This window comes from Photobacterium ganghwense, from assembly GCF_003025595.1.
In the GTDB taxonomy this organism is placed as follows: Bacteria; Pseudomonadota; Gammaproteobacteria; order Enterobacterales; family Vibrionaceae; genus Photobacterium; species Photobacterium ganghwense.
Map to the genome: position 1 here is coordinate 224,989 of NZ_PYMI01000003.1, position 23,472 is coordinate 248,460.

The window sequence follows — 23,472 nt, forward strand, 5'->3', positions numbered from 1 at the left end:
AGACGGTTACTGAGTCAATCCATGCAAAGAAAATCAGACAGCATTATGGCGTCTCGGCGAGGCAGAAAAAAGCCCCCAAAAATGGGGGCTTAAGGATCAGAATTGAGGTTTGGCGCCGAATTGCTCAGCGGCATAGGCCACCCGCTCAGCCGGAGAAGGCGGGATTGACGGAACGCCCAAGTTTTCGATGTGATGCAGTCGAGGCAGCAGACCACATCCGTTGGCAATTTGAATCGCCAGTCCGGGACGGGCATTCAGCTCAAGAACCATCGGGCCTTTGTACTTATCCAGCACCATATCCGTGCCTATGTAGCCCAGTCCGGTCATTTCCCAGGCGCTGGCTGCCAGAGTCAGTAGCTTTTCCCAGTAAGGAACGGTGAGCTCACTCAGCAGGCGCTCGGTGTCCGGATGGCGCTCAACCGGTTGGTTAAACTGAACGGCGCGCACGGCTTTGCCGCTGGCGATATCAATACCCACACCGACCGCACCCTGGTGCAGGTTGGCTTTGCCGTCAGATGCAGCTGTTGAGCAGCGCATCATGGCCATCACCGGGTAGCCTTTAAAAACGATGACCCGGATATCCGGCACCCCTTCAAAGCTGAAGCCGTCAAACACATCATCAAACTGGATCAGGTTCTCAACCATGGCAACATCGTTTTTGCCCCCGAGAGAGAACAGACCCGCCAGGGTGTTGGTAATGTGACGTTCCACATCTTCTTTGTTCATCTCAGCACCCGACGGCTTCACATAGATGCCGTCTTTGTGCTTGATCACCACCAGAATGCCCTTACCTCCGGAACCCTGGGCCGGTTTAATCACAAAGCCCGGCCAGTCTTTCACCATGTCATGAACGCGTTTTACGTTCACCTGGCTGTCGATGACCCCAATCAGTTCAGGTACCGTCGCACCGGATCGCTGAGCAATGATTTTGGTTTTCAGTTTGTCATCAACCAGCGGGTAGAGGCTTCGGTCATTGTATCGGCCAATGTAACTGTGGTTACGCTTATTCATGCCCATAATGCCGCGATGGCGCAGCTTGAAAGGCGAAGTAAACTGCGACAGAAATGACATGGTTTAGTCCTCCGTCAGCGGCTTGAAGCGACGTAGTTCACTCAGGCGATAACCGGTGTAGTTACCCAGCATCAGGATCATGGCCAGCACAATCAGCTGCATCCCGATAAAGTTAAAGGTCAGGTGACGAATCATCGGGTTCGTCATGGCCATGTACACCAGAATCGCGGTCAGCAGCGAGCCACCACCCTGAATCAGGACTTCTTTGGCACCTTCTTCTTCCCACAGAATGGACATACGTTCGATGGTCCATGACAGGATGATCATCGGGAAGAAGGTAATGGTCAGACCTTCCACCAGGCCAATTTTGAAGGCCACGACGGTAAATACTGAGATAATCATGATAACCGTAATGATGACCGCCGATATCCGCGCGACCAGCAGCAGGTTGAGCCTGGACAGATAGCTTCGGATGATCAGACCGGTACCGACGATCAGCAAAAAGCCCAGCACACCGGTGATCAGCTGTGTCTGCACGAAAGCGACTGCAATCAGGACTGGCATGAAGGTACCGGAGGTTTTCAGACCGACGATAATCCGCAGGAACACTACAATTAGTGCGCCGATAGGGATCAGCATGATGGTCTTAAACATGGCCTGCTCTTCAACCGGCAGACTGTGAATCGAAAAGTTCAGCAGATCTTCAGCCTGGATTTTTTCACGGGTTGCCTGCTGCGGCGTAATATCCTGCGCAATGATCGAGAAGCTGATATTGGAATTACGGCCACCGATGACGTCCAGCAGTGAATGGCCTTCCTGGTTCCACAACAGAATGTTGTCAGGCTTGCCTTCGCGACCGGTTTGCAGGTCGAACAGTTCCCAGTGCTCGCCACTCCAGACCTCAACCATCGGGGTGATGCTCTGGCGGCGACGGCCATCTTCCAGTTGCAGGCCACCGACGATACGGGCGTGAATCTTCTCCAGAGACAACAGGCTGATGATCGCCCGCTCACGGCTCAGGCTGTTCAGCAGCAGTGCGGAGTTCTGGTTGTTCTTGTCGTTGAACTGTTTAATCAGCTCGCGGGCCAGCGTGATGTTGTCAGAAGATAAAGTCCGGGCCTGAGTCAGCAGGGCAGTGGCCGCGGTTTGCTGCGGGTTGTCCAGGCTGACAGCCGGCGTCTCACCTTTCGGCGGGTCAACTTTAAAGCTCGCCTGATCATCAACCAGCATCTGGGTCTTGTAGTAGAGAACCTGTTTGCCCGTCGCCTGACGAACCGACCACTCTGCCCGGCGGCCCTGGTTCGTGTCGATCAGAGCGACACCGTAACCCGGTGATGAGGTGCTTTCGTCAATCTGAGTAAAACCTTGTTGTGTTTCCGGCGCGGCCATAGAAACCTTGACCGGATCGCCAATAGCATCAAACTCGATGCGGGCTTCCAGCTCCCATAGCGCGCGTTGTTCGCCTGGAGTCCAGGGCACACCATACACATCATGACGGTACATGCTCAGCGCTGTACCCGCAATGATAAGCAGGGTGATCAGAAAGTAGAACGGGATTCTTGATGTCATGACATCCTCATCGAATTGTTATCAGTTTTTTTGTACCTGTTGTTCGTTGTTGCCCTGAACAAACGTTTTACCCACATCCACAAGCGCTATGTCTTTGAAAAACTCACGACCTAATAATACTGGATAGGTCATTTGCGTCCGATCTGCCAAAGTAAATTGAGCCTTTTCATGGAGCTGGCCCAGCTTCACCCAAGCTTCAATAACCGGGCGACGCTGCGGTTCCTCGCTGTTAGCCTGGCGAATTTTCACCCAGCGAACAACTGGAGCCTCAACCATATCGGCATCTTCAGGGCGTTCATTGGCATCATGGTTCAGATTGAAACGAGCCCATTGTTTGCCGTCGCGCTCAAATACCTGAACGTCGGTCGCACTCAGTGAAGAGGTTGTGGCACCGGTATCCACTCGCGCCTTGAAAGAGGCTTTAAGGGAATCTAACCAGACCCATTCCTCTTCACCTAATATAACTTTGCCGTGAGCAGTACGCGTGTCATCCGTGATACTGATTGTTGATGTCAGCGCTTTCTGCTTCCTGCGCTCCTCTGCCGCAGCTTTTGCCAGCTGGGCATTTTGCTGGGCAACGTCTGCCGACAACGTAGATAGATCTTTTTCCAGCCCAGCGATGTAATTGTTTTGCTCATCAATTTGCTTGAGCATAGTCGCCAATTGGAAATGAACGCGATTTTCCATGGTGTTTAAGGCATCCATGGTTTGTTCATGCTGTTCTTGTTGTTGGGGTAGAGAGCACCCTGAAAGGAGGGCAAGGGTCAGTAATGGCACACAGCGGCGAAGCATTATTTCTCCCGGGAAGTCGGTATTTTTTTCTTAGGCAGCAGTATTTTAACTTACAAAAAGGGATGCGAACAGCATCCCTTGTCAGTACTTAGTCAGGATTTCGAGCGATCAGAACCGCACGTTTAGGTGCCGGGTAGCCCTCAATCGTTTTGCTTGGGTCATCCGGATCCAAATAGTCTGGCAGCGAGTTGTTAGTCATCCAGTCTGTTGAGCGTTGCTCATCGAGGGAAGTCACGCACTCGTCGACGATTTTCACGTCAACCAGTCCGCATTTTTCCATCCAGACCTTCAGCGCTTTAGCAGACGGGAAGAAGTACACGTTGTGCATCTGCGCGTAACGGTGCGTCGGCACCAGTACCGCATTCTCATCACCGTCGATGACCAGGGTTTCCAGAATCAGCTCACCGTCTTTGCGCAGTTGGTTCTTGAGCTGAATGATATGATCCAGCGGAGAACGGCGATGGTACAGAACGCCCATGCTGAACACGGTATCGAACGCGCGCAGTTCAGGCAGTTGCTCGATGCCCAGTGGCAGCAGGTAAGCCGGGTGTTGCTGGCCCAGCAGGCGCTTAATGGCCTCGAACTGGATCAGGAACAGGTTTGACGGATCGATGCCGACCGTCAGCTGCGCGCCTTCGCCTAGCATGCGCCACATGTGGTAGCCGTTGCCGCAACCGACATCCAGCACCGCACGGCCTTTCAGCGGAGAAATGTGTGGCAGTACACGATCCCACTTCCAGTCAGAGCGCCATTCGGTATCAATATGAATACCATGCATGTGGTAAGGCCCTTTGCGCCATGGGTGCAGCAGACGCAGCAGGCTTTCCAGGCGTTTCATCTCACCGTCGGCAATCGGCGTCGAGTTCTCGACACGCACGGCGTGCTTCAGATCGATAATGTCCGGCTTGTCGGTCGGAAATTTTTTCAGCGCACGCATCCAGCGGGCCATGTCGCCATGGGAGGCTTCTTCCCAGTCGGCCAGCTGTTGTGGCAGGGTGTTAAGCCAGGGACGCAGCGTCGGGTGTTGGGCAATGAGTTGATAAAACTCTGAAAAACTAAACATAAACAGCGAGTAACCTTATTTGATCGCAATCATCGAGCCGAAGTTGAAGCACTGGAACCAGACTTCCGAGCTGCTGAAACCAATTTTTGCAAAGCGTTCTTTGTGGGTGGCAATGCTGTCAGGGCGCATGACATTCTCGATAGCGCTGCGCTTCTGGCTGATTTCCAGCTCGCTGTAACCGTTGGCACGCTTGAAGTCATGGTGCAGGTCTATTAACAGCTCGTGGACCTGCTCATCATCGAAGATATATTTCTCAGACAGGATCAGAATCCCGCCCGGACGCAGGCCGGCGTAAATTTTTTCCAGCAGCGTCATGCGGTCTTCTGGTGCCAGAAATTGCAGGGTGAAGTTCAGCACAACGACCGATGCGTTTTCGATAGCGATATCACGGATGTCGGCTTCGACCACTTCGGTAGTGGTGTCGGAGCGGTACGCTTCAATGTGCAGGCGGCAGCGTTCAACCATCGCACTGGAATTATCCACAGCGATGATGTGGCAGCCTTCCTGTCGGATATGGCGGCGCATTGACAGGGTCGCGGCACCCAGCGAGCAACCCAGATCATAGAGGTTCGTATGTGGTTTGGCGAAACGCTCTGCCAGCATGCCGATTGCCGAAATGATGTTACTGTAGCCCGGTACCGAGCGTTGGATCATGTCCGGGAAAACTTCAGCGACACGCTCGTCAAAAGTGAAATCACCCAATTTATCGATGGGCGCGGCAAAAATATTGTCGTGACCTGCCATTCTCACGAACCTCATTAATATCTTACTTGAGAGTAGGGATCCTGAACTATCGTCCGGCGCTCTGTGCAAGAAGCCGGGCTCGGGTGTTCCGTCACCGTCTGAAAGGTCGCGTATTGTAGTGAATCTGCGCCCGTTTGTCTTTAGTGTTTTATATTTGCTTTGGCGGCAGTAAAGCGCTGATAGGGGAGGCGTTGACGGGGCTGGCGGCCGTGATTGGCCCGAATCGACCTTTGTGCCCTATGCCGAGTGTGCCGCGTGTCCTACGCTGTAATGCATGGATTTTGTGGTGATGCATGGGTTTTGTGCTTCAGCCCGGTTTTAATACTTAGTGTTGATGTTCGGGGCTGCAACCTGGCACGCCCCGGCTTTGCACTCGGTACAGAACATGCGGGGGTTACAGCAGGGGGCTACAGCAGGCTGAACTGCGCCGCACTGTCATCCGGAGGCAGACTGACATCGGGCAGTGCTATCGGGCTGACTTTTTGCAATTGCTGATACAACCGCGCAGCCAGTTCCGGTGCCCGGTTATTGTCAGGCGTGTGGATATAAAGATAAGGCTGCTTGCCGTCGGCCAGCCATTGCGGAAGGCGCGCCAGCCAATTGGCAAAAAAGGGATCGTTGTCAGCCTCCTCCGGGTGGCCGATGAAGCGGATCATCGGATGATCGGCGGTGGCGATCGCATGCACTGGCACCCGGGGTTTTTTCTGGTGCGCATCAATGATCGCCTCAGTAGTGGGGGCGGCGGCAAAAACCGGGCGGCTGTCCATGATAATGCGGTTTGCCTGATGGTCGAGCAACAGGCGGTTGAGTTGTTTTTCGGCCTCGCCTTTTTGAAAGAACGCCGGGTGACGGACTTCCACTCCGACCGGGAAATGGCGAGGCAGGCGGTTGAGAAACTGCTCCAGAGCGCCCAGGTGGTCGGGACCAAACTGGGCTGGCAGTTGAATTGTCCACAACCCGACTTTGTCGACCAGCGGAGCCATCACAGACAGGAAATCGGCCACCAACTGGTCGCAGTGGGCGAGTTGCTGCTGATGGGTGATGGCTTGCGGAAACTTAAAAGTAAAACGGAAATCATCAGGTGTGGCATCATGCCATTTCTTCACGGTGCCAAGAGAGGGCGTCGCGTAGAACGTGGTATTGCCCTCGACGGTGTGAAACACCTCCGCGTACTTCGCCAGCCGGTCGCCACTTTTACAGCCATTGCCATACAGCGACTGTTGCCAGTGGTTGTGAGACCACATGGCCAGTCCAAGCAGTACGGGACGATGGGGAGTGGGTGAGGGCATAACAGGTGTCCTTCCAGGCTGAATGTGGCGGAAATACCGCTATTGTGAAGAGTTTGTTTGTGTTGGGTCAATCTTTCTGCTGCTATCAGTTGATTCTGAGTGGTTTTTTGCTTGATTTCCGGCCGTGTTTTTTTCTACATTGGAACTTCTTGTTACTCAGTGTTCTCCTTGCAGTGTTTCAGACTCTTGACGGATGTCGGACCTAGCCGGTTATATTGGCTTCAACCTTGTGTATCCGTCAGTGCTGTGTCCGTCAGTGCTGTGGTTTCGCGGGCCTTTGTTACCATCGTCTCGGTTATCAAATCTCGGCTATTAAAGTCTTGGTTATCACCGCGCTTGTTAGCTAGGTACTGTTTACTTCAGGACATTTTGCTTCGGTACTGTCGTTCCGGTAATTAATTGGCGCTGAACATGCAAGTTAGGGGACTTGGGTATATAATACCTCGTTATTTTTGTCTCTCGGCCGACGGTAATACGTCAGATTGCGCAAAGTTTAATCTTATTGGCCGGGAAGAATTCAGATAGTACGCTGCTTGTGTGATTTTTAAGGTGGCAGTGTACTCAGGAAAGTTAGTAAACAGATCGGGAATTTCATATGCGCACCCAATATTGTGGTCACCTGAACAAGTCCCTTGCAGGGCAAACAGTAGAGCTATGCGGCTGGGTTAACCGTCGCCGTGATTTAGGCGGTCTTATCTTTATCGATATGCGAGATCGTGAAGGTATTGTTCAGGTAGTTGTTGATCCGGATATGAAAGATGTATTCGACGTCGCTAACCAACTGCGCAACGAGTTCTGTATCCGTCTGACCGGTGAAGTGCGTACGCGTCCGGAAAGCCAAATCAACAAAGATATGGCGACCGGTGAAGTTGAAGTACTGGCGAAAGGTCTGGAAATCATTAACCGTTCCGACGTACTGCCACTTGACTTCAACCAGAAGAACACTGAAGAGCAGCGCCTGAAGTTCCGTTACCTGGATCTGCGTCGCCCTGAAATGAGTGATCGCATCAAGCTGCGCGCGAAAGCGTCAAGCTTCGTTCGTCGCTTCCTGGATGAAAACGGCTTCCTGGACATCGAGACGCCGGTACTGACTAAAGCTACGCCGGAAGGTGCTCGTGACTACCTTGTACCAAGCCGCGTACACAAAGGCAGCTTCTACGCGTTGCCGCAGTCTCCTCAGTTGTTCAAGCAGCTGCTGATGATGTCTGGTTTCGACCGTTACTACCAGATTGTTAAGTGTTTCCGCGATGAAGACCTGCGTGCTGATCGTCAGCCGGAATTCACCCAGATCGATATCGAAACGTCATTCATGTCTGCTGAGCAGGTACGTGAAGTGACAGAAAAGATGATCGCGAACATGTGGCAAGAGCTGCTGAATGTGGATCTGGGCGCTTTCCCAATCATGAAATATGAAGAAGCCATGCGCCGTTACGGTTCAGATAAACCTGACTTGCGTAACCCGATGGAGCTGGTAGACGTTGCTGATATCCTGAAAGACGTTGATTTCAAGGTTTTCTCAGGCCCGGCAAACGATCCGAAAGGCCGTGTGGCTGTTATTCGCGTACCAGGCGGTGCGGTACTGACTCGTAAGCAAATTGACGAGTACACAAACTTCGTGGGTATCTACGGCGCGAAAGGTCTGGCTTGGATGAAAGTGAATGACCGCGAAGCAGGCTTCGAAGGCGTTCAGTCTCCGGTGGCGAAATTCCTGAACGAAGACATTGTCGCTCAGCTGCTGGATCGCACTCAGGCGCAAACTGGCGATATCCTGCTGTTCGGTGCAGATAAGAAACGTATCGTTGAAGAAGCAATGGGCGCTCTGCGTCTGAAGCTGGGTAACGATATGGAACTGACTGACACTAGTGCATGGGCACCTCTGTGGGTGGTTGACTTCCCAATGTTCGAGGAAGACGATGAAGGTAACCTGCACGCGATGCACCACCCGTTTACTTCTCCGCTGGGTGTTTCACCGGAAGAGCTGAAAGCGAATCCGGCTGGCGTGAATTCAAACGCGTACGACATGGTGATCAACGGCTACGAAGTGGGCGGTGGTTCTGTGCGTATTCACAATGCCGACATGCAGTCAGCAGTATTCGATATCCTGGGTATTGCCGCTGACGAACAACGTCTGAAGTTTGGCTTCCTGCTGGATGCGCTGAAATTCGGTACGCCACCACACGCCGGTCTGGCGTTTGGTCTTGACCGTCTGGTAATGCTGCTGTGCGGCACGGAAAACATCCGTGACGTAATTGCCTTCCCTAAAACCACGGCGGCAGCATGTCTGCTGACAGATGCTCCAAGCATTGCTAACCCGGCTGCGCTGGACGAACTGGCAATTGCCGTGAAGGCCGCGAAGGAAGACAACGCCGAGCAGGCGTAAGCGACCCCACACAAACAATCAGACTGGCCGAAAGGCCAGTCTTTGTTTTAGCCGCACCAGAATGGCGTCAGCCGTGATTTATCGGGTGCCGGTTAGCGGGAGGCTCTCTCGCAACAGATAAAATACGGTGTTTGCAGAAGCCATTTTGGCAATGGTGCGTTTGAAATGGCGCGTTTTGTAACTCTGTATTGTTAAAGCTATTTTAGTAAAATCTATTTTGTAAAACATATAGCCTTTCGGCTGGAAGATTTTCGGAGTGTGATATGGCAGGTCATAGTAAATGGGCCAACATTAAACACCGTAAAGCGGCACAGGATGCCAAGCGCGGTAAAATTTTCACAAAGTTAATCCGTGAGATCGTGGTTGCTGCGAAAGAAGGTGGCGGCGAAGCGGAGACCAACCCTCGTCTGCGTGCTGCTGTCGATAAAGCACTGTCAAACAATATGACCCGCGACACCATTAACCGAGCAATCAGCCGTGGTACTGGTGGCGAAGGTGAAGATAACATGGAAACGGTTATCTATGAGGGGTATGGGCCGGGTGGTACTGCGGTAATGGTTGAGTGTCTGACCGATAACCGTAACCGTACCGTTTCAGGGGTACGTCATGCTTTTTCTAAAGCAGGCGGTAACCTGGGTACCGACGGCAGTGTCAATTACCTGTTTGATAAAAAAGGTGTGATTTCATATGAGCCGGGTCTGGACGAAGACGCGGTGATGGAAGCGGCACTGGAAGGGGGCGCGGACGATGTTGAAACCAACGATGATGGTTCTATCGACGTTTACACAACACCGGCAGAATTCGGTCCGGTGAAAGATGCCCTGGATGCAGCAGGCTTCGAGGCACAGAATGCAGAAGTGACACTGGTGCCGTCAACCAAAGCGGATCTGGATGCTGATACTGCTCCTAAACTGCTGCGTTTGATCGATGCGCTGGAAGAGCTGGACGACGTTCAGGAAGTGTACCACAACGGTGATATCTCAGATGAGGTTGCGGCGCAGCTATAAGCGTCACGATTGCCCTAACAAGGAGTCTGACTGAATGTCAGTCATTTTAGGGATCGACCCCGGTTCTCGAATCACCGGTTACGGTGTGATTCGTCAGGTCGGGCGACATCTTGAGTACCTCGGCAGTGGTTGTATCCGCACTTCCGAAGAAGCCATTCCGGGGCGCCTGAGGCAGATTTATGCCGGTGTGACGGAAGTGATCACACAGTTTCAGCCTGATGTGTTCGCGATCGAAGAAGTCTTTATGGGCAAAAATGCCAGCTCGGCGCTGAAACTCGGGCAGGCGCGGGGCAGTGCCATTGTGGCGGCCGTGAATGCCGGATTGCCGGTAAACGAATATGCTGCGCGTTTGATCAAACAGGCGGTTGTCGGCACCGGTGGCGCCGATAAAGCGCAGGTGCAGCATATGGTGTGCTCAGTCCTGAAATTGCCGGGCAAACCGCAGGCCGATGCGGCCGATGCGTTGGCTGTGGCGATTTGCCACGCCCATACCCATAAAACCTTGGTCGCCATGGCCGGGCAGGCCCGGGGGGCACGTCGGGGGCGTTACCGCTAACACGGTTTTTTGAATCACGGTTCCCCGTTTTGAGGCACTGGTTATTGAGCCTCAAAATATCCATGGTTAATAGTAAAAGCAGCTTCGGCTGCTTTTTTCTTTTCTTATCTTTTTCTGTTTTTTAGTGCTGCGTTCTGCGTTCTGCGTTCTGCGTTCTGCGTTCTGCGTTCTGCGTTCTGTGGATAGTGCTTCTGATGGCTGTCGATTAATGAGCGAAGCTTGTTTCCTGTGCCGTTTATCCCACCCGCTGTGACTCTTTTTGCTCTAGGCTGAATCTTTAAGCAGAAAGCACCTCTGAAAAGGAGAAAAATGCTGGATATACATCCAGCCATTGACTATCCTAAAACCCATTTTGTGATTCAACGAAGAGATATTGCTGTGATTGGCCGACTACGTGGAACCATTATCGAAAAACAACCGCCGGAAATCCTGCTGGAAGTCGGGGGCATTGGCTATGAAGTCAATATGCCGATGAGCTGTTTCTATGAACTGCCGGAAGTCGGTCAGGAAGCTGTCATTGCAACGCACTATGTGGTGCGTGAAGATGCCCAGTTGCTGTACGGCTTTAACAAACGAAGCGAGCGTGATCTGTTCCGCGAAGTGATTAAAGCGAATGGCGTCGGCCCGAAACTGGGACTGGCTATTCTCTCTGCCATGACAGCCAGCCAGTTTGTGCTGAGTGTTGAGAATGAAGACATTACCACGCTGGTGAAAATTCCCGGGGTTGGGAAGAAAACCGCTGAACGCCTGGTGGTTGAAATGAAAGACCGCCTGAAAGGCTGGGGTGAAGGTGACCTGTTTACGCCTGCGCTGGATACGGCAGCGTCGAACGCACCGGTTCAGGACACGGCAGCGGCAGCACGAGCAGAAGATGAAGCGGTCAGCGCCCTGATTGCTTTGGGCTACAAACCACAGCAGGCGTCGAAAGTGGTGGCTCAGGTGGCTGCACCGGAGATGAGCAGTGAAACGATTATCCGTGAAGCCCTGCGGTCCATGGTTTAAGGTAAGCAAGAATGATTGAAGCGGATCGACTGATAGCGAACGATTACCCCACTTCGCGTGAAGAAGACATTATTGATCGCGCTATCCGGCCTAAGATGTTGTCTGACTACCGCGGACAGGATCATGTCCGTGAGCAGATGGAAATCTTCATCAAAGCAGCCAAACTGCGAAGCGAAGCGTTGGATCACCTGCTGATCTTTGGTCCTCCGGGACTGGGGAAAACCACGTTGGCCAACATTGTGGCCAACGAGATGGGAGTGAGCATTCGCACCACATCCGGTCCGGTGCTGGAAAAAGCCGGTGATCTGGCGGCATTGCTAACTAACCTCGAAGAAAACGATGTCCTGTTTATCGATGAGATCCACCGTCTCAGCCCACAGGTGGAAGAGGTGCTGTATCCGGCGATGGAAGATTACCAGCTGGACATCATGATCGGGGAAGGGCCGGCAGCGCGCTCAATCAAAATCGACTTGCCGCCGTTTACCCTGATTGGAGCGACGACAAGGGCTGGATCACTGACATCACCGCTGCGGGATCGCTTCGGTATCACACAGCGTCTGGAATACTATAAAGTGGATGATTTGTGTGGGATTGTTGAGCGCAGTGCGAAATGTCTCGGGTTGTCGATGGACTCTACCGGAGCAATGGAAGTGGCGATGCGATCCCGTGGCACACCGCGTATTGCTAACCGCCTGCTGCGCCGGGTACGCGATTTTGCCGAAGTGAAAGGAAATGGTCATATCTGCCCGGATATTGCCACTAAAGCACTGGATATGTTGGATGTTGACAGCAGTGGCTTCGATTACATGGATCGCAAATTGCTGATGGCGATTATTGATAAATTCATGGGCGGGCCGGTAGGGCTGGATAACCTGGCGGCGGCGATCGGCGAAGAAAAGGACACAATCGAAGATGTTCTTGAGCCCTATCTGATTCAGCAGGGATATTTGCAGCGTACGCCGCGTGGCCGGATTGCCACTCACCGGGCCTATCTGCACTTCGGGTTGGACTTACCGGAGTCGTAACTACCGATAAAAGTAAGCAAGTTGTAAAAACAGCAATAAAAAACGAGGCACAGGTGCCTCGTTTTTTTATATCCGTTTTTTGAGAAAACACAAAATAACGGATAAATCAGTTCGCTTATTTACATCTTATTGACAAATCAAAGGATATTTTTGATGTTGCTTCCGTCCCGGGATGAGATCAAAAACAAGCGAACGGCTACATTGTGAGCATTATTTTACTGATGCTTTGTACATTTCGGCAAAGCTTGGTTGATACAGTGCAATAATTTTTTCAAACATACGAGCCATATCCACTTCCTCATTCATACTCTGTTACAGATGGGGAAACAGCATACAACCCGCCAAAAAGATGACTTTTATCGTCCGGGCGGTTCATTCTGTTTCTGGCGCTGATTATAGAGATTTATTGCCTTACCAAAAGCGATATAAATTATATTTTCGGATTAGTTTATCTAATTTCAAAATCTGTTGATTAGCCCAGTGAAGTGCTGATTTAACAGCCTTTGAGGCCAGTTGATTGTGCTGATAATAGGGGTGTCAAGATAGGAAGGACTCGATTTTCTAACAGGTTTTATCAGGACTTTTTTGCTTGGTAAACATGCTGGCAAGTGGGCGGAAACCAGACCGTCAGAACCGGCTAAACATCCGTTTTTAGCAGGCGTATTGCGGGTTTTAACAAATGTTCGGATGTTTGATCCAGGTCAATCAAATAGTGCTTGTGTAAAAAATGAACAGGCTTTTTTGATGCTCATCAAAGCAAATTGTGCGCTAAATCCATTGAGCGATTTGAATAATGTCAGTAATATTAGCAATGACTATATTAGCTGTAGCTTAACAACAAATTAACTAATTTGGCACAGTATCGCAACATTATCAGGGATGCCGCTTATCACGGATAAATGGCAGCCAGGAAGGTGACAAGATTGCGGTTAAGTTCGGCTACAAGTTGCTAAGCCCAATCATCGGTACACTGTGTCGTACTGTCGTCAGTCAGCCTGGCGGTTAAAGGAGTTCTCAATGTTCACTGATATCGTCGAACTATCGCGGTTACAGTTCGCATTAACTGCGATGTATCACTTTTTGTTCGTCCCGTTGACTCTGGGGATGGCGTTCCTACTAGCCATCATGGAGTCGGTTTATGTAATGACCGGAAAGCAAATCTACAAGGACATGACCAAGTTCTGGGGTAAGCTTTTCGCGATTAACTTTGCACTGGGTGTGGCTACCGGTCTCACCATGGAATTCCAGTTTGGTACAAACTGGGCGTACTACTCCCACTATGTTGGTGACATTTTCGGTGCCCCTCTGGCTATCGAAGCGCTGATTGCCTTCTTCCTGGAATCAACTCTGGTCGGCCTGTTCTTCTTTGGCTGGGACCGCCTGTCTAAACGTCAGCACCTTGCGGTGACCTGGCTGGTGGCGCTTGGCTCTAACTTCTCGGCCTTATGGATTCTGATCGCGAATGGCTGGATGCAAAACCCGGTGGGTGCAGAGTTCAACTTCGAAACCATGCGTATGGAAATGGTGAGCTTTGCCGAAGTAGTCTTCAACCCGGTTGCCCAGGTGAAATTCGTTCACACCGTTGCTTCCGGTTATGTTTGTGGCGCAATGTTCATCATGGGGATCAGTGCTTACTACATGCTGAAAGGCCGTGATATCCCGTTTGCCCGCCGTTCTTTCGCGATTGCAGCATCTTTCGGGATGGCCTCGATCCTGTCTGTGATCGTTCTGGGGGACGAGTCTGGCTATGAGCTGGGTGACGTTCAGAAAGCCAAACTGGCGGCTATTGAAGCTGAGTGGCACACCGAAGAAGCACCGGCTGCATTTACCCTGTTTGGTTTGCCAAATCAGGAAACCATGCACACCGATTACGCGATTAAGATCCCATACGTGATGGGGATTATCGCGACGCGTTCTTTCGATACCGAAGTGACCGGCCTGCGTGACCTGAAAGCGGAGCACGAAGTGCGTATCCGCAACGGTATGATCGCGTACGGTCTGCTGGAAAAACTGCGTGCTGGTGAGAAAACGCCGGAAAACATTGCGGCGTTCGACGCGGTGAAGAAAGATCTGGGTTACGGCCTGTTGGTGAAGCCTTATGCCGATAACGTTGTTGATGCAACAGAAGCCGATATTGCTCAAGCTGCTGATGACTCAATTCCAACGGTTTGGCCGCTGTTCTGGAGCTTCCGGATCATGGTCGCCTGTGGCTTCCTGATGCTGGGTATTTTTGCTGCGGCGTTCGTCCAGACCTGCCGTCACAAAATCACCGAGAAGCAATGGGTTCTCAAAGCTGCGCTGTACGGGATTCCACTGCCATGGATCGCGATCGAAGCCGGTTGGTTTGTTGCCGAGTACGGTCGTCAGCCATGGGCTGTGGGTGAGATCCTGCCGGTATCAATGGCGGCGTCTAACCTGGCTGCGTCTGACATTATCACTTCAATGCTGGCAATTATTGCACTGTACACAGTGTTCCTGATTGCTGAAATGTACCTGATGATCAAATTTGCTCGTCTGGGTCCTAGCAGCCTGAAAACTGGCCGCTATCACTTTGAAACAACCGATGCCCCACAGAACGTGGTTGCGCGTCAGGTTGAAGCTTAATCAGGGAGAGTGAAGCAATGTTTGAATATGAAGTATTGCGCTTTATCTGGTGGGTGCTGATCGGTGTGCTATGCATCGGTTTTGCAGTCACTGACGGTTTTGACATGGGTGTAGGTGTTCTGTCCAAATTTATTGGTAAGACAGACAACGAGCGCCGCGTCATGATTAACTCAATCGCCCCGCACTGGGACGGAAACCAGGTATGGCTGATCACCGCGGGTGGTGCTCTGTTTGCTGCCTGGCCGCTGGTATACGCAACGGCGTTTTCTGGCTTCTACCTAGCGATGCTGGTAACACTGGCTGCGCTGTGGCTGCGTCCGCTTGGCTTCGATTACCGTTCGAAAATCGAAAATCCAAAATGGCGTGGCATGTGGGATAACGCGATCTTTATCGGTAGCTTTGTACCGCCAGTGATCTTCGGTGTGGCTTTCGGTAACTTGCTGCAAGGTGTGCCGTTTGAACTGAGTTCACTGCTGATCCCAACCTACAAAGGTTCGTTCTTTGGTCTGCTGAACCCGTTCGCCTTGCTGTGTGGTGTGGTTAGCCTGCTGATGATCGTGACGCAAGGTGCGGCTTACCTGCAGATGAAGACAACGACTGAAATCCGTGAGCGCGCTCGTCGCGTTGCCATGATGACGTCGATTGCGACTGCGGTATGTTTTGCCATTGCCGGTTTCTGGGCTCAAAGCATCGAAGGCTACATCATCACGTCTGAAATCGTGACTAATGCGCCTTCTAACCCGCTGAACAAAGAAGTGATGCGTCAGACAGGTGCACTGTTTGCGAACTACGATGCTTATCCGCTGCTGTGGATTGCACCGGCTCTGGCTGTGTTCATGCCGCTGCTGACGATGCTGGCTTCTCGCCTGAACCGTGGCGCCATGGCGTTTATCAGCTCCAGCCTGACAATGGCTGGCGTGGTACTGACCTTTGGTTTTGCACTGTTCCCATTCATCATGCCTTCAAGCCTGGTGCCTGCGCACAGCCTGACTATGTGGGATTCGACGTCGTCTGAACTGACCCTGAAAATCATGACAGTGGTTGCGGCGGTTATGGTTCCGATTATTCTGGGCTACACCTCATGGTGTTACTACAAGATGTTCGGTCGTCTTGATACCCAGTTCATCGAAGACAACAAGAACTCACTGTACTAAGGAGATAAACTATGTGGTATTTCGCTTGGATTCTGGGTGTGCTGCTAGCTTGCTCATTCGGTATCATCAATGCTCTGTGGCTGGAAGCGACAGAAAACATGGATGCTCAGAACGGTGAGTAACCTGGGCGATGGGGTAAAGAGAATCCATCAGTGGGTAGACGTTGGTCTGCTCCGACTGCTGGGGCTGGTGATGTCACTGGCCTCGGCAGGGCTGGTGGTGTGGGATCCCACGCTCTTTGCCCAGGCGATTGGCGGGTTCGGGCCCGTCATATCGCCGGCCCTGATTTGGGCAACCTGCGCCGCGATGGTCTATGGCGTCGGGTTTGTACCAAAGAAATGGTTCTGGCAGGTATTTTTTACTCCTTACCTGTCACTACCAATTCTGGCTTACATTCTCTACCTGAGACTGTGGTAATTGCTTCAGACTGTTAGAAGCTGAAACAAATCGAGAACATTGAAACAGCCCTAAGCATTTGCTTTGGGCTGTTTTTTTATTGTGCTGTCAGGCTGATGGCCTGCTTCGGCGCATGAATATTTTTATCGTTGGCAGCCAAGGATTCGCGGGTGGGTGATTTCATTCTACTGGGTAAGTTAGGTATAGTAGGCGTCTCGGAATGTACCTGTATTTTCGGTAATAACCGGATAGAACATAAAACTGGAAGAATGATGACCGAAGAGAATGCCTTTGAATGGCCGATCCGGATTTATTACGAAGACACTGATGTCGGCGGCATTGTATACCATGCCAATTACCTCAAATTCTTCGAGCGTGCCCGCACGGAACTGTTTCGGAGTGCCGGTGTCAGTTTAAGCGATCAATTTGCCGAGAAGATCAGCTTTGTGGTTCGCCATATGGATATTGATTTTCTTAAAGGCGCTCAATTAGATGATGAACTGGTTGTCAGAACCTGGCCAAATTCGGTGCGAAAAGCGTCGATCGAATTCTGTCAGGTTTTAGTTAACAATAATGGCCAAACCTTGTGTAAAGCCTTGGTTCAGGTAGCCTGTGTCCACCCTGATACCTTGAAACCAATCAAGATCCCAGAAAATATTATGTCGGAGATTTTTTAAGTGACTGCTGAACTGTCGATTTTAGATCTTTTTCTACAGGCGAGCCTGTTGGTAAAGATCGTTATGTTGATTCTGCTGGGAATGTCAGTTGTCTCGTGGGCCTTGATCATCAAGCGCTCGCAGGTGTTGTCGCAAGCCAAAGCGAAAGCGGAACGATTTGAAGACCGCTTCTGGTCCGGGATCGACCTGTCGCAGCTGTATCAGGAAGTCGAGGCTCGTAAAGACAGCCTGACTGGCTCAGAGCAAATTTTCCACGCGGGATTTAAAGAGTTTGCCCGTCTGCACCGCAACAACGGTAAAGCGCCTGAATCGGTGATGGATGGTACCAGTCGTGCAATGCGCGTGGCGCTGTCCCGTGAAGTCGATGATCTGGAAACCAGCCTGCCATTCCTGGCAACGGTTGGTTCGATCACTCCATACATTGGTCTGTTTGGTACCGTTTGGGGCATCATGCACGCCTTTATTGCACTGGGTGCGGTGAAGCAAGCGACACTGGCAATGGTTGCGCCGGGCATCGCTGAAGCACTGGTCGCAACGGCGATGGGTCTGTTTGCGGCTATTCCGGCAGTTATGTTCTATAACAAACTGACAAACCAGGTTGCAAAACTGGAGCACGCTTACGCGACGTTTATGGAAGAATTTTCAAGTATTCTGCACCGTCAGGCATTTGCGGCTAACCAGGAGTAACTGGCATGGCCTATCAACCAAAAAAGCGTAAATTAACGGCAGAGATCAACGTCGTGCCGTATATCGACGTGATGTTGGTACTGCTGATCATCTTTATGGTAACAGCACCGTTCGTGACTCAAGGGGTTGATGTGGATCTGCCGGCAACGGCTTCGGCCAAAACTGCCGCAGAGCTGGGCGGAGCCGATAACGATCGCCCGCCAATCATTGTCGAAGTCGGCAGGGAAGGGGAGCTGGGCCTGAGTGTCGACAACCAGGACATGATGCGTGGCCTGGCCATGGACGAACTGCTGACCCGAGTACGGGCCGAACTGCAACTGAACCCGAAATCATCTGTGCTGGTAGGCGGTGATGCACGCGCCCAATATGCTTACATCATCGAAACCCTGGATGCGTTGAATCAGGCGGGTGTCGGCTCGGTCGGTTTGATGACAGAACCACTTGAAGACTAGCGGGCGGACAAGGATGAAAAAGAATGACTACACCGTTGCCGTCATTGTTTCGTTACTTCTCCATGCTTTACTGGTCGTAGCCCTGCTTTGGGGCGCTGACTTTTCGTCAGACAAGCCCAAGCCTGCCGGCAGCACGATAAAAGCTGTCGTGGTGGATCCGGCGCTGGTGAATCAGCAGGCGCAACGGATCCGTCAGGAGCGCGCCGCGGCCAAACAAGCTGAACAGGATCGCCTGCGCCGCCTTGAGCAGCAAGCTGATGCGCTGGAAAAGCAGCGTCAGGAAGAAGAGCGACGTTTGCGTGAGCTGAAGGCCGACAAGCTGAAGGCAGAGAAAGCTGCTCGTGAGGCAGAAGAAGAGCGTAAGCGTGTAGCGGAAGAGCGCCAGCGTGTGGCGGAAGCCAAACGTAAAGCGGAAGACGAAAAACGCAAAGCAGATGAAGCGGCGAAAGTCGCGCGTGAGCAGGCAGCAAAAGCCGAAGCGGAACGTAAAGCGAAGCAGGAAGCTGCCCGCGTAGCGGAAGCAGAACGTCAGAAGCAGGTTGAAGAACAGCGTAAAGCTGAAGAAGCCAAGCGCAAGGCGGAAGCTGAAGCGAAGCGAGCTGAAGAAGAGCGTCAGGCTAAAGTAGCAGCGAAGAAGAAAGCTGAAGATGAGGCCCGTAAAGCAGAAGCGGCGCGCAAAGAAGCCGAGCGTAAAGCTGCTGAAGCCCGCGAGGCACAAAAGCAGCAGGAAGCTGCACTGAACGAGCTGTTTTCCGGCCTTGAAGCCGAAACTGAGCAACGTGGCGGTGCCCGTGGCCAGTTTGTTGCCGATGAAACGCAGCGCTACGGTGCCATCTACACGCAATTGATTCAGCAAAACCTGCTGGTGGAGCAAAGCTTCATCGGTCGTGAGTGTGTGATTCGTATGCGCCTGGCGGCAAACGGCCTGGTGCTGGATGCGTCAGAAGAAGGCGGCGACAGAAGTTTATGCCGTGCGGCAAAAGCCGCCGTGGTTAAAGTCAGCCAATTCCCGATGCCGGATGATCCGGCGATCGTTGAAAAGCTGCGTGGAATCAAACTGATTGTCAGCCCACAATGATGAAGGAGTGAGGATGAAACGTTGGTTAATGAGCTTGTGTGTTGCGCTGCTGAGTTTCAGCCAGCTGGCACAGGCAGAACTCGAGCTGGTCATCACTGAAGGGGTCGACTCTGCGCGCCCTATCGGTGTGGTGCCGTTTCAGTGGCAAGGTCCGGGCGAACTGCCTACGGACATGGCGGGCGTTGTTGCGTCTGATTTGCGTCGCAGCGGGAAATTCTCCCCGGTTGATGCGAGTAAAATGCCGCAGACTCCTTACAGTGACGAGCAGGTCGATTACAACGCCTGGACGTCAATGGGGGTGGATGCCCTGGTCACCGGTAACATCGTGTTGAACGCGGAAGGGAACTACGAAGTGACCTACCAGCTGATTGATGTGGTACGTGGCCAGCTGACGAGCGGCGACAGTCGCGGTCTGCAGGACGGCAAACTGGTACAGACGAAAGATCATGTTCTGTATGCCGGTCGTGCAGTGGTAGATGGCAAGCAGATGCGCAAATATTCGCACCGTATTGCCGACATCATTTACGAGAAGCTGACTGGGGAAAAAGGCGCGTTCCTGACCCGTATTGCTTACGTTGTTGTGGATGATAAGTCGAAATACCCTTATCAGCTGCGTGTGGCAGATTATGACGGTTACAACGAGCGCCTGGTACTGAAGTCCCAGCAGCCGCTGATGTCGCCATCCTGGTCTCCGGACGGCAGCAAGCTGGCCTACGTCAGCTTCGAGAATCAACAGTCAGAAATCTACATCATGGATATCTATAAGGGTACCCGTGAGAAAGTGGCGTCTTATCCACGTCATAACGGCAGTCCGCGTTTCTCGCCGGACGGCAATAAACTGGCCATGGTTCTGTCGAAAAGCGGCAGCCTGCAGATCTACGTAATGGACCTGCAAACCAAAGCCCTGACGCAAGTGACCAATGGTCGCGCCAACAATACTGAGGCATTTTGGGACCCGAAAGGTGACTCTTTGATCTTTACCTCCGACAGAGGTGGTAAACCACAGATTTATCGAGTAAATTTAGCGGACGGTTCGACCAAGCGCCTGACCTGGCAAGGCAGTCAGAATCTGGGTGGACAGTTAAGCCCGGATGGACGCTTCCTGGTCATGGTTAACCGTTCAGACAGTGGCTACAACATCGCCAAACAGGATTTGCAAACCGGTGCAGTACAAATCCTGACAAAGACATTTTTGGATGAATCACCAAGTATCGCGCCAAACGGCAGTATGGTGATTTACAGCTCGGTGAATAACAAATCCAACGAGCTGTCATTAGTGTCTATTGACGGGCGTTTTAAAGCACGACTACCTGCAACAAACGGACGAGTAAGGGCACCTTCTTGGGGGCCTTTTCTCTGAAGTCGCAGTAACAAACGATAACAAAGGAAAATAAAATGCAACTTAACAAAGTTTTGAAGGGCCTGGCAATTGCGCTGCCAATGTTCACTCTTGCGGCGTGTAGCTCTAGCGATAGCACTGACAGCTCTGCAGCTGAAACTAACGCTGGTACTTCAACTGAACAAACCACTGTTGCAACTCCAGTAGATTCTGAAGCTGCGGCACTGGCTGAGCAAGAGATGCGTAGCCAGCAACTGCGTCAGGAGCAAACTGTATACTTTAAGTTTGACAACGCAGAAATTCAGCCAGAGTACCAGGACATGCTGACTGCACACGCAGAATACCTGCGTGACAACACGGGCGTTAAAGTGATCGTTGAAGGTCACGCTGACGAACGTGGTACACCTGAGTACAACATCGCTCTGGGTGAGCGTCGTGCGAACGCTGTTGCTAAATACCTGCAGGCGCTGGGTGTTTCTGCTAGCCAAATCTCTATCGTAAGCTACGGTGAAGAGAAGCCGCTGGTACTGGGCCACACTGACGCAGATTACGCTAAGAACCGTCGTTCGGTTCTGGTTTACTAAGAAGCCATATAGGTTTTTATGATGAACAGTAACAAAATGCGAATGCTCGCATTAACGTTGCTGGTTGGTGCGGCGACCCAGGTGGTCGCCGCACCTGCTCCTGTCACCTCACTGGGTGGCAGTGCGCAGGGCGATAGCCTGGAACGTCTGGAAAGGATGATTGAGGCTCGCAACCAGATGCAGCTGGAGATGCAGCGGCAACTGGATCAGCTGGCAACCGAAATGGATGAGCTCCGAGGTATGGTTGAGCGAAACAGTTATGACCTGAGTCAGATGCTGGAACGCCAACGTGAATTGTATCGTGAAGTCGACGCGCTGAGTCGCCAGAAGCCACAAGCAGCGACTGAGGGTGACGGTAAGTCTGAAAAAGCCCCGAAGGAAGCTTATTCCGGCAATGTTAGCGAAAATGAGGCTTATGAAGCGGCGGTGAATCTGATCCTGAAGAAAAAGGATTATGATGGCGCGATTGCTGCCTTCCAGTCTTTCTTAACGACGTACCCGAATTCGGTGTACAAATCCAATGCCCATTACTGGCTGGGGCAGCTTTACTTCACCAAAAATCAGTTGCCGGATGCGGCGAAACAGTTCCTGGCTGTAGCCAGCGAGAAAGACTCCAACAAGCGTGCTGATGCCCTGTTGAAGCTCGGACTGATTGCGGAAAAAGCCAAGAAACCTGAACAGGCTAAAAAGTATTACCAAGAGGTGATCTCGACTTACCCGGATTCAACCAGTTCGCGTCAGGCAGAGAAAAATCTCAAGGCACTGAAATAGTGTGTTGACGCTAGTCTGTTGAAAAAAGGCCGGTTTTTACCGGTCTTTTTTGTACCATGATATTTGAACGTTTGCGGTGTATAATGCGCGGATTAATACAAGGACAGCAATAGAGCAAGCGAGCGATGAACCTGACATTCGATCCTTCTGAAATGGTCTATCCGTTTCCGCCTAAGCCGACCCCGCTAACTGTTGATGAGCAGGACGCTTATAAGGCCAAGATCAAAGCACTGCTGAAAGAAAAAGATGCCGTGCTGGTTGCCCACTATTATACCGATCCTGAAATTCAGGCCCTGGCAGAAGAAACCGGTGGCTTCGTCGGGGATTCGCTGGAAATGGCCAAATTTGGTAATCAGCATCCGGCCAAAACCCTGGTTGTCTGCGGCGTGCGTTTTATGGGCGAGTCAGCGAAAATTCTGACTCCGGAAAAAACGGTGCTGATGCCGACCCTGGAAGCGGAATGTTCACTGGATCTTGGCTGTCCGGCTGATAAATTTGCCGAATTTTGTGATGCCCACCCAGACCACACCGTGGTGGTGTATGCCAATACCTCTGCTGCCGTTAAGGCACGGGCTGATTGGGTCGTAACATCCAGTATCGCGCTCGAGATTGTTGAGCATCTGGATAGCGAAGGCAAACCGATTATCTGGGGGCCGGACCGCCACCTAGGATCGTATATCCAGAAGCAGACAGGGGCTGAGATGTTGCTGTGGCAAGGGGAGTGCGTGGTACACGATGAGTTCTCGGCCAAAGCACTGCAGGATATGAAGCATCTACACCCGGATGCAGCAATTTTGGTGCATCCGGAATCACCCGCCAGTGTCGTTGCCCTTGCGGATGCAGTTGGCTCAACCAGTCAGTTGATTAAAGCCGCTAAGACTTTGCCGCACAAGAAACTGATCGTGGCAACGGACAAAGGCATCTTCTTTAAAATGCAGCAAATGGTGCCAGAGAAAGAATTGATCGAAGCGCCGACTGCCGGTGCCGGTGCGACCTGTCGCAGCTGTGCCCATTGCCCGTGGATGGCAATGAATGGCCTGAAAGCCATTGAAACGGGTCTGCGTGAAGGCGGTGCTCAGCACGAAATCTTTGTGGATGAGGCGCTGCGTGAGAAATCTCTGATCCCGCTAAACCGGATGCTGGACTTTGCCGCTGAGTTACAGCTCAAAGTGAAAGGGAATGCCTAAGCCCTAAGCGCAGGTATTAGTCAGTAGCGCAAGGTATTTATTGCCGCGTTGCGTACAGAGACTTGTCTAAACAACGGCCAGCAAATTGCTGGCCGTTGTTGTTTG

At 51.9% G+C, this 23,472-nt stretch carries 24 protein-coding genes; 18 read left to right on the plus strand and 6 right to left on the minus strand.

The window, feature by feature from the left end; translation table 11 throughout:
• Positions 1–96 precede the first annotated feature (96 nt).
• The 6 genes from C9I92_RS11520 to C9I92_RS11545 form a co-directional block, all read right to left on the minus strand.
• Entirely contained in the window at positions 97–1,071 is a 975-nt protein-coding gene (locus C9I92_RS11520) for an alpha-L-glutamate ligase-like protein (RefSeq protein WP_047883270.1), read from the minus strand.
• Between the two features lie 3 nt (positions 1,072–1,074).
• Positions 1,075–2,580, minus strand: a complete 1,506-nt coding sequence (locus tag C9I92_RS11525; RefSeq protein ID WP_047883271.1) for an inactive transglutaminase family protein — start codon at positions 2,578–2,580, stop codon at positions 1,075–1,077.
• A 21-nt stretch (positions 2,581–2,601) separates the two neighbouring features.
• On the minus strand, positions 2,602–3,372 hold the full coding sequence (locus C9I92_RS11530; RefSeq protein WP_047883272.1) for a putative ATP-dependent zinc protease: 771 nt from the start codon (positions 3,370–3,372) through the stop codon (positions 2,602–2,604).
• A gap of 88 nt (positions 3,373–3,460) precedes the next feature.
• Positions 3,461–4,435 (minus strand): tRNA 5-methoxyuridine(34)/uridine 5-oxyacetic acid(34) synthase CmoB, encoded by a 975-nt coding sequence (cmoB, locus tag C9I92_RS11535; protein ID WP_047883273.1) that lies wholly within the window; start codon positions 4,433–4,435, stop codon positions 3,461–3,463.
• Positions 4,436–4,450: 15 nt separating this feature from the next.
• Positions 4,451–5,179 carry a carboxy-S-adenosyl-L-methionine synthase CmoA gene (gene cmoA, locus C9I92_RS11540; RefSeq protein WP_047883274.1) on the minus strand — a complete coding sequence of 243 codons (729 nt, stop codon included), beginning with the start codon at positions 5,177–5,179 and terminating at the stop codon, positions 4,451–4,453.
• A 407-nt stretch (positions 5,180–5,586) separates the two neighbouring features.
• Positions 5,587–6,468, minus strand: a complete 882-nt coding sequence (locus tag C9I92_RS11545; protein WP_047883275.1) for a DUF72 domain-containing protein — start codon at positions 6,466–6,468, stop codon at positions 5,587–5,589.
• Positions 6,469–7,063: 595 nt separating this feature from the next.
• Here C9I92_RS11545 and aspS point away from each other — a divergent pair.
• From aspS to nadA, 18 genes are all read left to right on the plus strand, one after another.
• Positions 7,064–8,848 (plus strand): aspartate--tRNA ligase, encoded by a 1,785-nt coding sequence (gene aspS / locus C9I92_RS11550; RefSeq protein WP_047883276.1) that lies wholly within the window; start codon positions 7,064–7,066, stop codon positions 8,846–8,848.
• 263 nt (positions 8,849–9,111) lie between these two features.
• Positions 9,112–9,855, plus strand: coding sequence for a YebC/PmpR family DNA-binding transcriptional regulator (locus C9I92_RS11555; RefSeq protein ID WP_047883277.1), 744 nt, complete (start codon positions 9,112–9,114; stop codon positions 9,853–9,855).
• A 34-nt stretch (positions 9,856–9,889) separates the two neighbouring features.
• The gene (ruvC, locus tag C9I92_RS11560) at positions 9,890–10,411 is read left to right on the plus strand and encodes a crossover junction endodeoxyribonuclease RuvC (RefSeq protein ID WP_047883278.1); all 522 of its coding nucleotides are present in this window, start codon (positions 9,890–9,892) and stop codon (positions 10,409–10,411) included.
• Positions 10,412–10,789: 378 nt separating this feature from the next.
• Entirely contained in the window at positions 10,790–11,413 is a 624-nt protein-coding gene (ruvA, locus tag C9I92_RS11565) for a Holliday junction branch migration protein RuvA (protein ID WP_047883601.1), read from the plus strand.
• Positions 11,414–11,424: 11 nt separating this feature from the next.
• The gene (gene ruvB, locus C9I92_RS11570) at positions 11,425–12,438 is read left to right on the plus strand and encodes a Holliday junction branch migration DNA helicase RuvB (RefSeq protein ID WP_047883279.1); all 1,014 of its coding nucleotides are present in this window, start codon (positions 11,425–11,427) and stop codon (positions 12,436–12,438) included.
• A gap of 585 nt (positions 12,439–13,023) precedes the next feature.
• Positions 13,024–13,284, plus strand: a complete 261-nt coding sequence (locus tag C9I92_RS25285; RefSeq protein ID WP_146149688.1) for a hypothetical protein — start codon at positions 13,024–13,026, stop codon at positions 13,282–13,284.
• Positions 13,285–13,455: 171 nt separating this feature from the next.
• Positions 13,456–15,042, plus strand: coding sequence for a cytochrome ubiquinol oxidase subunit I (gene cydA / locus C9I92_RS11575; protein ID WP_047883280.1), 1,587 nt, complete (start codon positions 13,456–13,458; stop codon positions 15,040–15,042).
• A gap of 17 nt (positions 15,043–15,059) precedes the next feature.
• A complete protein-coding gene (cydB, locus tag C9I92_RS11580) occupies positions 15,060–16,196 on the plus strand; it encodes a cytochrome d ubiquinol oxidase subunit II (RefSeq protein WP_047883281.1) in 1,137 nt (378 codons plus the stop codon).
• A gap of 11 nt (positions 16,197–16,207) precedes the next feature.
• Complete coding sequence (cydX, locus tag C9I92_RS11585) at positions 16,208–16,318, plus strand: cytochrome bd-I oxidase subunit CydX (protein WP_047883282.1); 111 nt, start codon at positions 16,208–16,210, stop codon at positions 16,316–16,318.
• Complete coding sequence (ybgE, locus tag C9I92_RS11590; RefSeq protein ID WP_047883283.1) at positions 16,311–16,613, plus strand: cyd operon protein YbgE; 303 nt, start codon at positions 16,311–16,313, stop codon at positions 16,611–16,613. The genes cydX and ybgE overlap by 8 nt, the downstream gene beginning before the upstream one ends.
• Before the next feature lie 248 nt (positions 16,614–16,861).
• Entirely contained in the window at positions 16,862–17,269 is a 408-nt protein-coding gene (gene ybgC / locus C9I92_RS11595; protein ID WP_373689506.1) for a tol-pal system-associated acyl-CoA thioesterase, read from the plus strand.
• Positions 17,270–17,956, plus strand: a complete 687-nt coding sequence (gene tolQ / locus C9I92_RS11600) for a protein TolQ (RefSeq protein ID WP_047883285.1) — start codon at positions 17,270–17,272, stop codon at positions 17,954–17,956. It begins immediately after the preceding gene.
• A 5-nt stretch (positions 17,957–17,961) separates the two neighbouring features.
• Complete coding sequence (gene tolR, locus C9I92_RS11605; protein WP_047883286.1) at positions 17,962–18,408, plus strand: protein TolR; 447 nt, start codon at positions 17,962–17,964, stop codon at positions 18,406–18,408.
• 13 nt (positions 18,409–18,421) lie between these two features.
• Complete coding sequence (gene tolA, locus C9I92_RS11610) at positions 18,422–19,486, plus strand: cell envelope integrity protein TolA (RefSeq protein ID WP_047883287.1); 1,065 nt, start codon at positions 18,422–18,424, stop codon at positions 19,484–19,486.
• Positions 19,487–19,499: 13 nt separating this feature from the next.
• Positions 19,500–20,846 carry a Tol-Pal system beta propeller repeat protein TolB gene (gene tolB / locus C9I92_RS11615; RefSeq protein WP_047883288.1) on the plus strand — a complete coding sequence of 449 codons (1,347 nt, stop codon included), beginning with the start codon at positions 19,500–19,502 and terminating at the stop codon, positions 20,844–20,846.
• A gap of 35 nt (positions 20,847–20,881) precedes the next feature.
• Positions 20,882–21,409: a peptidoglycan-associated lipoprotein Pal gene (pal, locus tag C9I92_RS11620; RefSeq protein WP_047883289.1), complete on the plus strand. Its 528-nt coding sequence runs from the start codon at positions 20,882–20,884 to the stop codon at positions 21,407–21,409.
• A 21-nt stretch (positions 21,410–21,430) separates the two neighbouring features.
• Positions 21,431–22,180: a tol-pal system protein YbgF gene (gene ybgF, locus C9I92_RS11625; protein WP_047883290.1), complete on the plus strand. Its 750-nt coding sequence runs from the start codon at positions 21,431–21,433 to the stop codon at positions 22,178–22,180.
• A gap of 125 nt (positions 22,181–22,305) precedes the next feature.
• Positions 22,306–23,367 carry a quinolinate synthase NadA gene (nadA, locus tag C9I92_RS11630; RefSeq protein WP_047883291.1) on the plus strand — a complete coding sequence of 354 codons (1,062 nt, stop codon included), beginning with the start codon at positions 22,306–22,308 and terminating at the stop codon, positions 23,365–23,367.
• Positions 23,368–23,472 lie beyond the last annotated feature (105 nt).

Coding starts and splice junctions, on each gene's coding strand:
- C9I92_RS11520 (WP_047883270.1), bottom strand. CDS start 1,071: ATGTCATTTCTGTCGCAGTTTACTTCGCCTTTCAAGCTGCGCCATCGC.
- tolR (WP_047883286.1), top strand. CDS start 17,962: ATGGCCTATCAACCAAAAAAGCGTAAATTAACGGCAGAGATCAACGTC.
- aspS (WP_047883276.1), top strand. CDS start 7,064: ATGCGCACCCAATATTGTGGTCACCTGAACAAGTCCCTTGCAGGGCAA.
- C9I92_RS11555 (WP_047883277.1), top strand. CDS start 9,112: ATGGCAGGTCATAGTAAATGGGCCAACATTAAACACCGTAAAGCGGCA.
- cydB (WP_047883281.1), top strand. CDS start 15,060: ATGTTTGAATATGAAGTATTGCGCTTTATCTGGTGGGTGCTGATCGGT.
- C9I92_RS11530 (WP_047883272.1), bottom strand. CDS start 3,372: ATGCTTCGCCGCTGTGTGCCATTACTGACCCTTGCCCTCCTTTCAGGG.
- tolA (WP_047883287.1), top strand. CDS start 18,422: ATGAAAAAGAATGACTACACCGTTGCCGTCATTGTTTCGTTACTTCTC.
- cmoA (WP_047883274.1), bottom strand. CDS start 5,179: ATGGCAGGTCACGACAATATTTTTGCCGCGCCCATCGATAAATTGGGT.
- ybgC (WP_373689506.1), top strand. CDS start 16,862: ATGATGACCGAAGAGAATGCCTTTGAATGGCCGATCCGGATTTATTAC.
- ybgF (WP_047883290.1), top strand. CDS start 21,431: ATGAACAGTAACAAAATGCGAATGCTCGCATTAACGTTGCTGGTTGGT.
- ruvB (WP_047883279.1), top strand. CDS start 11,425: ATGATTGAAGCGGATCGACTGATAGCGAACGATTACCCCACTTCGCGT.
- ruvC (WP_047883278.1), top strand. CDS start 9,890: ATGTCAGTCATTTTAGGGATCGACCCCGGTTCTCGAATCACCGGTTAC.
- cydA (WP_047883280.1), top strand. CDS start 13,456: ATGTTCACTGATATCGTCGAACTATCGCGGTTACAGTTCGCATTAACT.
- nadA (WP_047883291.1), top strand. CDS start 22,306: ATGAACCTGACATTCGATCCTTCTGAAATGGTCTATCCGTTTCCGCCT.
- C9I92_RS11545 (WP_047883275.1), bottom strand. CDS start 6,468: ATGCCCTCACCCACTCCCCATCGTCCCGTACTGCTTGGACTGGCCATG.
- tolB (WP_047883288.1), top strand. CDS start 19,500: ATGAAACGTTGGTTAATGAGCTTGTGTGTTGCGCTGCTGAGTTTCAGC.
- C9I92_RS11525 (WP_047883271.1), bottom strand. CDS start 2,580: ATGACATCAAGAATCCCGTTCTACTTTCTGATCACCCTGCTTATCATT.
- cmoB (WP_047883273.1), bottom strand. CDS start 4,435: ATGTTTAGTTTTTCAGAGTTTTATCAACTCATTGCCCAACACCCGACG.
- pal (WP_047883289.1), top strand. CDS start 20,882: ATGCAACTTAACAAAGTTTTGAAGGGCCTGGCAATTGCGCTGCCAATG.
- cydX (WP_047883282.1), top strand. CDS start 16,208: ATGTGGTATTTCGCTTGGATTCTGGGTGTGCTGCTAGCTTGCTCATTC.